The sequence below is a fragment of the Luteimonas sp. WGS1318 genome (assembly GCF_043187535.1).
Classification (GTDB): Bacteria; Pseudomonadota; Gammaproteobacteria; order Xanthomonadales; family Xanthomonadaceae; genus Luteimonas.
In genome coordinates this window covers 1,493,647-1,507,054 of record NZ_CP171131.1, presented here as the reverse complement: position 1 = coordinate 1,507,054, position 13,408 = coordinate 1,493,647, and the positions used below count along the sequence as shown (strand labels likewise).

Here is a 13,408-nt window from a genome sequence, read left to right as displayed (position 1 = left end):
GGATGTCAGGCCAGCGCATCCCAGCGCGCACGCAGCGTGTCCAGGCGCAGGTCCGCAGCGCCGCCCGGCGATGTGCGCGCGGCGAGACTGCCTTCCGGCGTACGTCCCTGCCCGGCCGTGTCGGCGCTGGCCGCGGCCGCCTGGTAGGCCTCGCGGAACGGCACGCCGGCGATCGCCGCCTCGACCGCGACATCGGTCGCGTACATGCCCGAATCGACCGCGGCGCGCAGGCGGTCTTCGCGCCATTCCAGATTCGCCAGCAGCGCCGGCAGCAGTTCCAGCGCGGCGAGCCCACGGCCGAAGCCGTGGAAGATCGCGCCCTTGGAGCTCTGCAGGTCGCGGTGGTAGCCCGACGGCAGCGACAGCAGCTGCTCGATCTCGGTGCGCGCCGCGGCGACGCTGGCGTGGGTGGCGCGCATCAGTTCGACGACGTCGGGATTGCGCTTGTTCGGCATGATCGAACTGCCGGTCGTGTACTGCGCCGGCAGCGCGACGAAGCCGTATTCGGCGCTGGTGAACTGCGACAGGTCCCAGGCCAGACGACGCAGATCCAGCGTCGCGCTGCCCAGCGCTTCGAGCGCGGCCAGTTCGAACTTGCCGCGCGAGAGCTGCGCGTAGACCGGCGAGACCTGCAGCCGCGCGAAGCCCAGCGCGGCGGTGGTGTGGTCGCGATCGAGCGCGAGATTCACGCCGTAACCAGCCGCGGTGCCGAGCGGATTGCAGTCGATCAGCGCGAGCGTGTCGCGCGCGCGCACGGCGTCGTCGATGAAGGCCTCGGCCCAGCCCGACCACCACATGCCGCCCGAGGACAGCACGGCGCGCTGGATGTGGGTGTAGCCCGGAATCGGCAGCTCGCGCTCCGCCTCGGCGCGGTCGAGCGCGACCTTGGCGATCTCGCGCGACAGCGACGCCAGACGCGCGAGCTTTTCCTTCAACCACAGGCGCGTGGCGACCAGCACCTGGTCGTTGCGGCTGCGTCCGGTGTGGATGCGGCGGCCGGCGTCGCCGAGGCGTTCGGTCAGCCGGTCCTCGATCGCCGAATGGCCGTCCTCGAAGCGTTCGTCGAGCACGAAAGCGCCGCTGCGGAAATCGTCCGCCAGCGTGGCGAGCTCGCGCTTCAGCCCGTCGAGCTCGTCGCCCGAGAGGATGCCGACGCGCTGCAGCCCTTCGGCGTGCGCGGCGCTCGCAGCGATGTCGTGCAGGAAGAATTCGCGGTCGAGGATCACGTCGTCACCGGCGAGGAACGCCTGGATCTGCGTGTCGACGGCGACGCCGGGCTTCTGCCAGAGAAGGTTGCTCATGTCGGAGTTCTCGGAATTGGGAATTCGGGATTCGGGATTGGCAAGAGCGGGGATGCGCGATCGGCGGGCTTTACGAATCCCGAATCCCGGTTCCCGAATCCCCAGGAATCAATGCGGAATCGACGTCAGCTCGTCGAAACCCAACGCGAGGTTGAGGTTCTGCATCGCCTGCGTCGCCGCGCCCTTGAGCAGGTTGTCGAGCGTCGCCACGACGACCACGCGGCCATTGCCCGGCGCCATCGTGAACGCACCGATCTGCGCGCCGTGACGGCCGGCGATGCGGCTGACCCAGGGCGCGTCGTCGATGACCTCGACCAGCGGCTCGTCGGCATAGCGCGCTTCGTACAATGCTTTCACCGCATCGCGCGACATCGGCGCCGACAGCCAGAGATTCACCGTCATCGTGATGCCGCGGAAATGCGGCGCGACATGCGGCATGAACTCGACCGGCAGCGACAACTGCTTGGACACTTCGCGCTCGTGCACGTGGTTGGTCAGCGCGTACGGCATCAGGTTGTCGGCCAGCAGCGCGGCGTCGTTCTTGTCCGACGGCGTCGTGCCCGCGCCCGAGTAGCCCGACACGCCGAAGCACTGCGGCGGACCGGCGAGGTGTTCGACCAGCGGCGCGATCGCAAGCTGCATCGCGGTCGCATAGCAACCGGGATTGCTGATCCGGCGCTGGCCGGCGTACTGCGCACGGGTGAGTTCCGGCAGGCCGTAGTACCAGCCGGCGTCGAAGCGGTAGTCGGCCGACAGGTCGACGATCACGGTGTCCGGCTTCGCGCCGTCGGTCGCGGCGACGAACGGCGCGGCCTTGCCGTTGGGCAGCGCGAGGATCACCGCGTCGGCGCCCTTCGCGGCGACTGCGTCGGCATCGAGGCTTTCGAAGCGCAGTTCGCCCGCGAAGCCGTCGTTGTGGTCGGCGACACGCTGGCCGTCGAGCTCGCGCGAGGACACGAACGCGAGTTCGAGTCCCGGATGCGCGGCGACGAGGCGGATCAGTTCCTGGCCGGTATGGCCGCGCGCGCCGACGATGCCGATGGTCTTGGGTTGGGTCATGGAGATCGCCTCAGCCGATCAGGGTGGGTGCGCGCGTGGCGCAATGCGCGACGCAGCGCTGGATCTGTTCGAAGCCGTCGAGCCCGTACCAGAACACCTTCCACTTCTCCTGCTTGATGCAGCCGTCGGACTCGGCGTAATAGAAGATGTTGACCTGGTTGTGGTGGCGCGACCGCCAGAACAGCTGCGGCGTCTCCTCGCGCATCACGTTCCACACAGCGCGGCCGAGGCCTTCGCCCTGCGCGTCGTCGAGCACGGCGAACTTGTCCAGATACACCGTGTCCTCGCCTTCGGTCAGGATCACCGCGGCCCGATAGTTCTCGCTGACGTAGGCGCGCAGCAGCGGCGTGCGTTCGAAATAGTCCGGCGCAAGTTCGCGGCCGAAGCTCGATTCGATCAGCGACTTCAGACGTTCGAGATCCAGTTCCGACCAGTCGGTCACACGCAGCACCTGCTCGCCGCGACGCACCAGCGTGCCCGAGCCCTTGTGCGTGAACAGTTCCTTGGCGAGATCGGCCGGTCGCGTGATCGATACCGACGAGGCCATCGGCAGACCTTCGAGCAGCGCCTTGATCTGTTCAATCTTGACCTTCATGCCGCCGTGGATCCACGGCTGCTGGATCAGATGGTCGTACTCGGTCGACAGGTTGATCGAGTCGATGACCTTGCCGTCGGCGTCCAGCAGACCGCCGGTGCCGGTGAGGAAGATGATCTTGTACGGCTGCAGCTCACGCACCAGTTCGTTGGCGGCGAAATCGGCATTGATGTTGAGGATCTGGCCCGATGCGGTTTCGCCCAGGCTGGTGATCACCGGAATCGACCCCGCCTGCAGGCTCGCTTCGATCGGCGCGAGATTGACGGCGCTCACTTCACCAACCAGGCCGTAGGTCGCCTGGTCGAGATACGTCGCTTCGAACACGCCGCCGGTGATCGACGTCGCACGCGCGCCGTTGCGCTGTAGGGCTTCGACAAGGCGCAGGTTCGCGGCCTGGAACACGCGGCGCACGATGGCCAGCGCCTCGGGCGTGGTGACACGCAGGCCGCCGACGGTCTGCTTCTCGATCCCGGCCGCGGCGAGTTCGGCGTCCAGCTGCGGGCCGGCGCCGTGCAGCACGATCGGCGTGAGGCCGACTTCCTGCAGGAACGACAGCGAGGACGTCAGATCATCGAGTTCGTCGCGCAGCACCGCGCCGCCGACCTTGACCACGGCGAAGCGCTTGGCATCGAGTTGCGAAAAGCGCTTGAGGTACTGGCTGATTTCCTTCGCGCTGGCCATGCTCGAGAGCAGGCGCACGATGGTCTGACGGGTCTGGACATGGGTCGCGGGAATGTTCACGGGCTGCAATCGGTTGGGCGTGGGATGACGCGTGGAAAGCGGGCGATGCGCAAGGATGCTCAGCGCTCGCCGTTGAGGATCCGGTGCACCGAATCGGCGTAGCGCTGAAGTTGTTCGAGCGTCACGAACTCGTCGCCGGTGTGCGCCTGGGCGATGTCGCCCGGGCCGTAGACCAGTGCGGTGTAACCACCGGCGGAGAACAGCGAGGCCTCGGTCCAGAAATCGACCGCGTTGCCGATCGGCAGATCGAAGGCGTCGGCGATGTCGCGCGCGGCGAGCCGGCGGTCTTCGGCGCGATCGATATCACCCGACGGCAGGCTCGGACCGCGGAAGGTCTCCTCGAAATGCGCGGCGCCCGGCTGTGCGAACCCGGCGAAGGTCTCGAGCAAGGCATCGACATCCATCGACGGCAACGGCCGGAAGCCGAAGCGCAGTTCGGCGGCCGGCGCGATCATGTTGGCCTTGATGCCGCCCTCGACCCGGCCGATGTTGAAGCGCAGACCGGTCAGCCCACCGAAGCGCGCATGCGACAGCGACTCGACATGGTCGAGCGCGCGGCCGCCCCAGCGCATCGCCTGGTGCAGCGCGCTGGCCGCCGGATCCTGCTTGCCCGACGCATGTCCCGCGGTGCCGGCGAAGCGCATCAGCACCGAACTGATGCCGCGATGCGCGAGCACCGCTTCGCACTGCGTCGGCTCGGCGACCAGCACAGCCTCGAACGGCAGACCGCGCGCGAGGAACGCGGCGATGCAGCGCGGATCGTTGGCTTCCTCGTCCGAGGAGAACAGGAACGCCGCATCGCCATCACCGGCATTGGCCGCCGCGATCAGCGCCGCCGCCGCGCCCTTGATGTCGCAGACGCCGAGGCCGACGACGCGATCGTCGAGTCTCCGCATCACATGCGGATCGGCGCTCCAGTCGGGCGAGTCCGGCACCGTGTCGAGGTGCACGTTGAACAGCACCGTCGGCGCACCGCGCACCGCGAACAGGCTCACCGCGCCGTCGCCGTGGTCGATCACCTCGACATCGAAGCCCGGCAGCTGGCCACGGATGTAACCGAAGATCCCGCCCTCGGCCGCAATCGCACGCGGCGGATTGCGGGTGTCGAAGGACACCAGCCGTTCAAGATGGTCGAGGGTGTCAGCCAGGAGGTCAGTCATGTCATTCCAGAGAGGACGGCGGCAGATCGCATGACCTGCCTTTCCGAATCACCAATCACCAATCACGAATCCCGGCTTCTCAGCGATTGACCTGCGCATACAGCGTCGAGCTCATACCGAACAGCTTGATGAACCCCTCGGCCTCCTCGACGCCCCAGTCCGCGGACTGCGCGTAGGTCGCGCCCTTCGCGTTGAGGATGTGCGGCGAGGTCACTGCCACCGCATCGACGCGGCCACCGCGGGTTTCCAGCACCACCTCACCGGTGACCTTGGCCTGCGAGGATGCGAGGAAGGCTTCGATGTCGGCCTTGAGCGGATCGTGGAAGAAGCCTTCGTAGACCAGCTCGGTCCACTTGCGCGCGACTTCCGGCTTGAAGCGGTTCTGCTGCTTGGTCAGCACGGTGTCTTCGAGCGCGCGGTGGGCAGCGAGCAGCGAGATCAGGCCCGGCGCTTCGTACACGATGCGGCCCTTGAGACCGATCACGGTGTCGCCGGTGTAGACGCCGCGGCCCACGCCGTAGGGCGCGAACAGTGCGTTGAGCTTGGCAAGAATCTGCGCGCCCGGCAGCGTTTCGCCATCAAGCGCGACCGCCGTGCCCTGTTCGAACCGCACCGTGACCTGCAGCGGCGCTTCCGGCCATTCGGCGCGCGGCGCGCACCAGCCGCGGGCACCCTCGCCCGGCGCTTCCCAGCGGTCGATCTCGCCGCCGGACATCGTCAGGCCCAGCAGGTTCTCGTTGATCGTGTAGGCCTGCTGCTTGGCGCGCACGCCGAAACCGCGCTCCTCGAGATACGCCTGCTCGTAGGCACGCGTCTGCGTGTGCTCCTTCTGGATCTCGCGAATCGGCGCCACGATGCGGTACTCGCCCTGCGCCTTCACGGCGAGGTCGAACCTCACCTGGTCGTTGCCCATGCCGGTGCATCCGTGCGCGATCGCATTGGTACCGAGTTCGGTCGCGCGCGCGAGCGCGGCATCGACGATCAGATAGCGGTCCGACACCAGCAGCGGGTACTGGCCCTGGTAGGCCTCACCGGCCCAGACGAACGGCTTGACGAAACCGTCCCAGATCGCGGGACCGCCATCGACGGTGACGTGACTGGCGACACCGAGTTCGGCCGCACGCTGTTCGATGAAGGCACGCTCTTCGGCATCGACGCCGCCGGTGTCGGCGAACACGGTATGCACGGTCCAGCCCTGCTCCTTGAGATAAGGCACGCAGAAGCTGGTGTCGAGGCCGCCACTGAATGCAAGGACGATGTCGCGGCTTTCGGCCGCGGGATTCGGGATTCGGGATTCGGGATTCGAAGGAGCGGACTGCTGCGACATGGGGGGGGTTCTCTGGAAATTGAAGAATGGAGTTCGAACGGGCGGGGCTCTTTCGAATCCCCAATCCCAAATCCCTAATTCCGGCGACCCATCAGGGTCGCCATCACCGCCTTTTGCACATGCAACCGGTTCTCGGCTTCGTCGATCGCGATGCAGTTGGGCGAATCCATCACCGCATCCGTCGCCTTGACGTTGCGGCGCAGCGGCAGGCAGTGGGAGAACACGCCGTTGTTGGTCAGCGCCATCTTCCGCTCGTCGACGATGAAGTGCTGGTACTGGTCACGGATCGGCTTCTCGGGTGCCCAGTTGCCGAAGAACGGCAGCGCGCCCCAGCTCTTGGCGTAGACGACATCGGCGCCGGCGTAGGCGCTGTCGATGTCGTGGCTGACGGCGAGCGAACCGCCGCTTTCGGCGACGTTCTGCGCCGCCCAGTCCATGTAGCGCGCGTCGAGCACGTAGTCCGGCGTCGGGCACAGCAGGGTCACGTCCATCCCTAAGCGCGTGGCGATGGTCAGCGCGGAATTCGCGACCGCGGTGTTGAGCGGCTTCGGGTGATAGGTCCAGGTCAGCACGTACTTCTTGCCGCGCAGATCCGTGGTGCCGAAGTGTTCCTGCAGCGCCAGCGCGTGCGCCAGCTCCTGGCAGGGATGGGTGATGGTCTCCATGTTGATGACCGGCACCGGCGAGTACTGCGCGAATGCCTTGAGCACCCGGTCTTCGCGATCGACCGACCAGTCGACGAACTTCGGAAACGCGCGCACGCCGATCATGTCGACGTAGCGGCCGAGCACGCGTGCCACTTCGGCGATGTGCTCCTCGGTGTCGCCGTCCATCACCGTGCCCAGATCGAATTCGATCGGCCACGCGTCCTTGCCCGGCTGCAGCACGATGGCGTGACCGCCGAGCTGGAAGGCGCCGAGTTCGAAGCTGGTGCGCGTACGCATCGACGGATTGAAGAACACCAGCGCGATCGACTTGCCCTTGAGCGCGTCGCCGAGCTTCTCGCGCTTGAAGCGCGCGGCGTCGGCCAGCAGGGCGTCGAGGTCGGGACGGGACCAGTCCTGCGTGTTGAGGAAGTGTCGGATCGCGGTCATCGGTGGAAATCTCAAAGAGGCGATGGAGGGGAGAATCGGATGGATCGATGAAGCCGGCGTTTCGGAAACGAAAAAACCCGGCATCGGCCGGGTTTTCTGCAGAACAGCACGCATACGCGAACGACGTTCCGACTAGCCCGGGAGGATGTGGGCTTCCGGTCGGCGGGCACGCGAGGTCATGCCAGACGCCATGCGGGCGGAGGTCAGGATGTCGGCGTTGGCGCGCAGGGCGTTCATGAGGCGCGCATCCTCGCACGCGGTGCGCTGCGCTGCAACAGGCGCGGTGTGGTCCCTAGCGGGCGTCGGCCGGCGTCACCACCGGGGTCACGGTGACCCGCACCCGCAGGCGGTTGCCGGGATCGTAAGGCAGCCGGGACCGGTACTTGACGCCCTTGTGGACGTAATCCACATCGAATGCGATCGGACGGCGGAATTCACGCTCGATCGGCACCATGCGGCAGTCACCGCCGGCGGAACGGTCGACCTCCTGGACCGCATCGCCATCCGAGCGGAGCACGTCCTTGACCGCGCCGACCACCCGCGCGAGACCGCGGCGTTCCTCCTGCTCGGCCAGCACCGGCGTCGTCGCCTCGCAGCGTTCGACCATGCTGGTCGCGCGCAACGTCTGGTAGACCGGTTCGGCACGCAGGACCTGGGCGTACTCCATCCGGCTGTTCTGCGGGCCGGCCGGGGCCGTCGACTGGGCGAAGGCGGGACACGCGCACGCGAGCGCCAATGCCCCAAGGGACAGCGGCAGGCGCAACCAGCGGTTTCGTCGACGGGCGGACAACACCGACGCAGTGTAGGGGCGCACCCGACGCAGGGGCTGAATCCTCGCTGTCGTGACACCGGCCATCGCGGGGCACCGCGTCCGCCGGCCCGCTGTCCGTGCCCGCGCGGGGCCGCTAGAATCGCGACGACTTCACGTCCGGACGTGCGATGCCCCTCCACCTGTTCAACAGCCTCACCCGCCAGATGGAGCCGTTCGCGCCGCTCGATCCGACCTGTCCGACGATGTATGTCTGCGGGCCGACGGTCTACAACTACGTCCACATCGGCAATGCCCGCGGCCCGGTGGTCTTCGGCGTGCTGGCCGACCTGCTGCGGCGCCGCTTCGGCGCGCTGAAATATGCCCGCAACATCACTGACGTCGACGACAAGATCAATGCCGCCGCGCGGGACCAGGGCGTGCCGATCGCGACGATCACCGATCGCTTCGCCGCCGCCTACCGCGAGGACATGGCCGCGCTGGGGATTGCCCCGCCGGACATCGAGCCCGCCGCCACCGCGCACATCGGCGAGATCGTCGCGATGATCGAGCGCCTGATCGACAGCGGCCACGCCTATGCGGCCGAAGGCCATGTGCTGTTCTCCGTCGGCAGCTACGAGGGCTACGGCAAGCTCTCACGCCGCGACACCGACGACATGATCGCCGGCGCCCGCATCGAGGTCGCGCCGTACAAGCGCGATGCCGGCGACTTCGTGCTGTGGAAGCCGTCGACTGCAGATCTCCCGGGCTGGGCCTCGCCATGGGGCCGCGGCCGCCCGGGCTGGCACATCGAGTGCTCGGCGATGGCTGCCGCGCACCTGGGCGAGACGATCGACATCCACGCCGGCGGCGTCGATCTGCAGTTCCCGCACCACGAGAACGAGATCGCGCAGAGCGAGTGCGCCCATGGCGGCGCGCCGTTCGCGCGCGTGTGGCTGCACAACGGCATGCTGACGTTCGCCGGCAGCAAGATGTCGAAATCCGTCGGCAATATCGAGCGTGTCCACGACCTGGTGCAGGCGCATCCGCCTGAAGCGCTGCGCTACGCGCTGCTGTCGGCGCATTACCGCCAGCCGCTGGACTGGTCGGACGGCCTGATCGAGCAGTCGGTGCGTACCCTCGATCGGCTCTACGGCACGCTTCGCGATGTCGAGGCGTTTCAGCAGGTCCACGCGCTCGACGAAGACGGTGCCGGCGTCGCAGAGCGCCCCATTCCGCAGATGATCGAAGCAGCGCTGGACGACGATCTCAACACCCCCAAAGCCCTGTCCGAGCTCGCGGACATCGCGGGCAAGGTGAGGCAGCTGCGCAATGAGCTCCTGCATGACGCCGAGCAGCCGCATGCGAAGTTCGAGGCGCTGGGATCCCTCGCAGCCGATCTCAAGGCCGCCGGGGCCGCTCTGGGCCTGCTCCAGCAGACGCCCGCCGACTGGTTCGCACGCGGCGCCAGTGCCGACGACGATGCGCGCATCCAGGCCCTGATCGACGAACGCATCGCTGCCAAGCAGGCCCGCGATTTCGCGCGCGCCGATGCGATCCGCGACCAGCTCGCGGCCGAGAACATCGTGCTCGAGGACACACCGCAGGGCGTGCGCTGGAAGCGCGGCTAAGGCGTCCTGTAGGAGCGCGCTTGCGCGCGATGGGGCACTCCGGCAAAGCGCCATCGCGCGCAAGCGCGCTCCTACGGAAGACAGAAAAAAGGCCCGCTTGCGCGGGCCTTTTCTTCGATCAGTCCAACGTCACCATCAGACCTTGCGGAACACCAGCGAGCCGTTGGTGCCGCCGAAACCGAACGAGTTGGACATGACGAACTCGACCTGATGCTCGCGCGCAGTGTGCGGCACGTAATCGAGATCGCAGGCCTCGCCGGGATGATGCAGGTTGATCGTCGGCGGAATGATGCCGGCATGCAGCGCCATCACCGAGAACACGGCCTCCACGCCACCCGCCGCGCCGAGCAGGTGGCCGGTCATCGACTTGGTCGAGCTGACCATCACCTTCGACGCATGTGCACCGAGCACGCCCTTGATGCCCATCGTCTCGGCGACATCGCCGGCCGGCGTCGAGGTGCCGTGCGCGTTGATGTAGCCGATCTGCGAGGGATCGATGCCCGCATCGTTGATCGCCGCGCGCATGCAACGCCCGCCGCCCTCGCCGCTCTCGCTCGGCGCGGTCATGTGGTAGGCGTCGCCACTCATGCCGAAGCCGGCGAGCTCGGCGTAGATGCGCGCGCCACGCGCCTTCGCACGCTCGTATTCCTCCAACACTAGAACGCCGGCGCCGTCGCCCATGACGAACCCGTCGCGGTCACGGTCCCACGGGCGCGAGGCGCCGGTGGGATCGTCGTTGCGCGTGGACAGCGCCTTCATCGAACAGAACCCGCCCACCGACGTCGGCGTGGTCGCGAATTCGGCGCCGCCGGCGATCATCACGTCAGCATCGCCGTACTGGATCATGCGCATCGCCAGGCCGATGTTGTGCGTGGCCGTGGTGCACGCGGTGACCGCCGCGATGTTCGGCCCCTTGGCGCCGGTCATGATCGAGACCTGGCCCGAGATCATGTTGATGATCGTGCTGGGCACGTAGAACGGCGAGATCTTGCGCGGGCCGCCCTCGTGATACTTGATCGCGGTTTCCTCGATGCCCTTGAGGCCACCGATGCCGGCGCCGATCGCCACGCCGATGCGCTCGGCATCGGATTCGCGCACATCGATGCCCGCGTCGGCGATCGCCATCAGGCCACCGGCGACCCCGTAGTGGACGAACGGGTCCATCTTCTTGACGTCCTTGGGCGCGATCCACTGGCTCGCGTCGAAGCCCTTCACCTCGCCCGCGATGCGCGTGGCGAAATTGGTGGCGTCGAAATGGGTGATCGGACCGATGCCCGAACGGCCGTTGACGATGCCGTCCCAGCTCGAAGCCAGATCGTTGCCCAGCGGCGAAAGGATGCCGATGCCCGTGATGACGACGCGGCGCTTGGCCATTGCTCAACTCCTGAGAAGTCGGTGGCGGCGCAGTGCGCGGCCGCCCATATGCACGAGGCCGCAGTGCGGCCTCGTGCTTGGAACCTGGATGTCCGGCCGCCATGCGGCCGGAGCGGTCTCGCGCCCGTTCGGTCGAACCGTGGGCGCGGACGCGGGCATCAGCCCTTGGTGTGCGCCTTGATGTAATCGATCGCCTGCTGCACCGAGGTGATCTTCTCGGCTTCCTCGTCCGGAATCTCGCACTCGAACTCTTCTTCCAGCGCCATCACCAGCTCGACGGTGTCGAGGGAATCGGCGCCGAGATCGTCGACGAAGGAAGCGCTGTTGCTGACTTCGTCTTCCTTCACGCCCAGCTGTTCGATGACAATCTTCTTGACGCGCTCTTCGATGTTGCTCATGGGTAGTCTGCTCCGGGGAGGCGATTTCGGTGGATAGTGTAAGGGAAAGCCGGGCGACGGGCGTACCACCATCGAAGCCCTTGCCATTCAACGACTTGCCCTTGAATCAAGAGGTGTTTCGAAGCCCGTCTCAGGGCATGTACATGCCACCGTTGACGTGCAGCGTTTCGCCGGTGATATAGGCCGCCGACGGACCGGCCAGGAACGCCACGGCCTGTGCGATGTCGTCCGGCTCGCCGAGGCGGCCGAGCGCGATCTGCTCGGTCAGCGCGGTCTTCGAGGCTTCGGGCAGATCACGCGTCATATCGGTGGCGATGAAGCCGGGCGCAACCACATTGACGGTGACACCGCGCGAGCCGATCTCCTTCGCCAGCGATTTGCTGAAGGCGATGATGCCGGCCTTGGCCGCGGCGTAGTTCGACTGCCCGGCGTTGCCGGTGACGCCGATGACCGAGGCGATGTTGATGATGCGGCCCTTGCGCGCCTTCATCATGCCGCGCATCACCGCCTTCGAGCTGCGGAAGACGCTGGTCAGATTGGTGTCGATGATCGCCTGCCAGTCCTCGTCCTTCATGCGCATCAGCAGGTTGTCGCGGGTGATGCCGGCGTTGTTGACGAGGATCGAGATCGCGCCGAATTCCGTCGCGATCGCCTCGACCAGGGCCTCGATGGCGCCCGGCGCCGAGACATCCAGCACGCGGCCATGGCCGCCGTGCGCCGCCAGACGCTCACCGAGCTTGGCCGCGCCGGCTTCGCTGGTCGCGGTGCCGATCACGGTCGCGCCCTGTGCGGCCAGGGTGTCGGCGATGGCGGCACCGATGCCGCGGCTCGCGCCGGTGACGAGGGCGATCTCGCCGTGCAGGGGTCGGGTCATGGAGAGCTCCAATTGATCGGATGCCGGCCGACGAACGGACCGGTGCAAAGGACGGTATGCAGATCAGCCGCGGACGACAACAGCGGCATGCACCGGCTGCATCACGCCCGGTCCGCCAGCGCCGCGTCGAAGTCGGCCGGAAGTCCGAGCGCGCGCGCGTCGATCGTCTTGTCGATCCGCTTGGCCAGGCCGGTGAGGACCTTGCCCGGGCCGCACTCGGCGATGCGCACGACCCCGCGCGCGGTCAGCGCCTCCACGCAGCGCGTCCACTGCACGGGCAGATACAGCTGGCGCACCAGCGCATCACGGATCGCATCGGTGGTCTCGTGCACGGCGGCGTCGACGTTCTGCACCACCGGAATCACGGGCGCGGTCCATTCTACATCGGCCATGGCCGTGCCGAGGCGATCCGCCGCGTCGCGCATCAGCGGCGTGTGCGACGGCACGCTGACAGCGAGCTTGACGACCTTGCGCACGCCGCGCTCGCCGAGCAGCGCGATCGCGCGCTCTACGGCGGCCGCGTGACCGCCGATGACGATCTGGCCGGGCGAATTGAAGTTGGCTGGCACGACGACACTGTCGCCGGACGCATCGGAGGCATCACGGCAGATCTCGTCGACCAGAGCATCCTCGGCGCCGATGACCGCCGCCATCGCGCCGGTGCCGGCAGGGGCCGCCGTCTGCATCAGCTGCCCGCGCAGACGCACCAGTCGCGCGGCGTCGTCGAGCTTCAACACGCACGCCGCGACCAGCGCGGTGTACTCGCCGAGGCTGTGGCCGGCGAGCACACCAGGCATCGCCCCGCCCTGCTGCTGCCACGCGCGCCACACGGCGACACCGGCCGCGAGCAGTGCCGGCTGGGTGAACTCGGTGCGGTTGAGTTCGCTGTCCGGCCCCTGCTGCGACAGCGTCCACAGATCGACGCCTGCACCTTCGGATGCCTGCGCAAACGTCTCACCGACGACGGCGTGCTGCGCGGCCAGTTCGCCGAGCATGCCCAGCGACTGCGAGCCCTGCCCGGGAAACACGAATGCGAGTTGTGATGCGGTCACGCGATCTTCCAGCCGTAGAAACGGGGGCGATGATAAAGGCCATCACGCGACATT

12 protein-coding genes are annotated in these 13,408 nt (G+C 67.3%); 1 reads left to right on the top strand and 11 read right to left on the bottom strand.

Annotated features, from left to right (window positions below; all coding sequences use genetic code 11):
- Positions 1-5 precede the first annotated feature (5 nt).
- The 7 genes from argH to ACF3M1_RS06905 form a co-directional block, all read right to left on the bottom strand.
- Positions 6-1,301 carry an argininosuccinate lyase gene (gene argH, locus ACF3M1_RS06935; RefSeq protein WP_394004837.1) on the bottom strand — a complete coding sequence of 432 codons (1,296 nt, stop codon included), beginning with the start codon at positions 1,299-1,301 and terminating at the stop codon, positions 6-8.
- 108 nt (positions 1,302-1,409) lie between these two features.
- Entirely contained in the window at positions 1,410-2,360 is a 951-nt protein-coding gene (gene argC / locus ACF3M1_RS06930) for an N-acetyl-gamma-glutamyl-phosphate reductase (RefSeq protein ID WP_394004836.1), read from the bottom strand.
- A 10-nt stretch (positions 2,361-2,370) separates the two neighbouring features.
- On the bottom strand, positions 2,371-3,636 hold the full coding sequence (locus tag ACF3M1_RS06925; protein WP_394005210.1) for an acetylglutamate kinase: 1,266 nt from the start codon (positions 3,634-3,636) through the stop codon (positions 2,371-2,373).
- Between the two features lie 119 nt (positions 3,637-3,755).
- Positions 3,756-4,856, bottom strand: a complete 1,101-nt coding sequence (locus ACF3M1_RS06920) for an acetylornithine deacetylase (protein WP_394004835.1) — start codon at positions 4,854-4,856, stop codon at positions 3,756-3,758.
- Positions 4,857-4,935: 79 nt separating this feature from the next.
- Positions 4,936-6,183: an argininosuccinate synthase gene (locus ACF3M1_RS06915; RefSeq protein ID WP_394004834.1), complete on the bottom strand. Its 1,248-nt coding sequence runs from the start codon at positions 6,181-6,183 to the stop codon at positions 4,936-4,938.
- Positions 6,184-6,257: 74 nt separating this feature from the next.
- A complete protein-coding gene (locus ACF3M1_RS06910; RefSeq protein ID WP_394004833.1) occupies positions 6,258-7,277 on the bottom strand; it encodes an N-acetylornithine carbamoyltransferase in 1,020 nt (339 codons plus the stop codon).
- Between the two features lie 292 nt (positions 7,278-7,569).
- Positions 7,570-8,133, bottom strand: coding sequence for a hypothetical protein (locus ACF3M1_RS06905; protein WP_394004832.1), 564 nt, complete (start codon positions 8,131-8,133; stop codon positions 7,570-7,572).
- Positions 8,134-8,216: 83 nt separating this feature from the next.
- On the opposite strand from ACF3M1_RS06905, the gene cysS reads away from it, so the two are divergent.
- Positions 8,217-9,656: a cysteine--tRNA ligase gene (gene cysS, locus ACF3M1_RS06900; protein WP_394004831.1), complete on the top strand. Its 1,440-nt coding sequence runs from the start codon at positions 8,217-8,219 to the stop codon at positions 9,654-9,656.
- Between the two features lie 135 nt (positions 9,657-9,791).
- On the opposite strand, the gene fabF is transcribed toward cysS, so the two are convergent.
- From fabF to fabD, 4 genes are all read right to left on the bottom strand, one after another.
- On the bottom strand, positions 9,792-11,030 hold the full coding sequence (fabF, locus tag ACF3M1_RS06895; RefSeq protein WP_394004830.1) for a beta-ketoacyl-ACP synthase II: 1,239 nt from the start codon (positions 11,028-11,030) through the stop codon (positions 9,792-9,794).
- Positions 11,031-11,188: 158 nt separating this feature from the next.
- Positions 11,189-11,428 carry an acyl carrier protein gene (gene acpP / locus ACF3M1_RS06890; RefSeq protein ID WP_096208844.1) on the bottom strand — a complete coding sequence of 80 codons (240 nt, stop codon included), beginning with the start codon at positions 11,426-11,428 and terminating at the stop codon, positions 11,189-11,191.
- A gap of 130 nt (positions 11,429-11,558) precedes the next feature.
- Entirely contained in the window at positions 11,559-12,302 is a 744-nt protein-coding gene (gene fabG, locus ACF3M1_RS06885; protein WP_394004829.1) for a 3-oxoacyl-ACP reductase FabG, read from the bottom strand.
- 101 nt (positions 12,303-12,403) lie between these two features.
- The gene (fabD, locus tag ACF3M1_RS06880) at positions 12,404-13,354 is read right to left on the bottom strand and encodes an ACP S-malonyltransferase (protein ID WP_394004828.1); all 951 of its coding nucleotides are present in this window, start codon (positions 13,352-13,354) and stop codon (positions 12,404-12,406) included.
- Positions 13,355-13,408: the final 54 nt, after the last annotated feature.

Excerpts from the sequence above, each read along its gene's own strand:
- ACF3M1_RS06910 (WP_394004833.1), bottom strand. The coding sequence starts at position 7,277 with ATGACCGCGATCCGACACTTCCTCAACACGCAGGACTGGTCCCGTCCC.
- ACF3M1_RS06920 (WP_394004835.1), bottom strand. The coding sequence starts at position 4,856 with ATGACTGACCTCCTGGCTGACACCCTCGACCATCTTGAACGGCTGGTG.
- acpP (WP_096208844.1), bottom strand. The coding sequence starts at position 11,428 with ATGAGCAACATCGAAGAGCGCGTCAAGAAGATTGTCATCGAACAGCTG.
- ACF3M1_RS06905 (WP_394004832.1), bottom strand. The coding sequence starts at position 8,133 with ATGGCCGGTGTCACGACAGCGAGGATTCAGCCCCTGCGTCGGGTGCGC.
- argC (WP_394004836.1), bottom strand. The coding sequence starts at position 2,360 with ATGACCCAACCCAAGACCATCGGCATCGTCGGCGCGCGCGGCCATACC.
- fabF (WP_394004830.1), bottom strand. The coding sequence starts at position 11,030 with ATGGCCAAGCGCCGCGTCGTCATCACGGGCATCGGCATCCTTTCGCCG.
- fabG (WP_394004829.1), bottom strand. The coding sequence starts at position 12,302 with ATGACCCGACCCCTGCACGGCGAGATCGCCCTCGTCACCGGCGCGAGC.
- ACF3M1_RS06915 (WP_394004834.1), bottom strand. The coding sequence starts at position 6,183 with ATGTCGCAGCAGTCCGCTCCTTCGAATCCCGAATCCCGAATCCCGAAT.
- argH (WP_394004837.1), bottom strand. The coding sequence starts at position 1,301 with ATGAGCAACCTTCTCTGGCAGAAGCCCGGCGTCGCCGTCGACACGCAG.
- cysS (WP_394004831.1), top strand. The coding sequence starts at position 8,217 with ATGCCCCTCCACCTGTTCAACAGCCTCACCCGCCAGATGGAGCCGTTC.
- ACF3M1_RS06925 (WP_394005210.1), bottom strand. The coding sequence starts at position 3,636 with ATGGCCAGCGCGAAGGAAATCAGCCAGTACCTCAAGCGCTTTTCGCAA.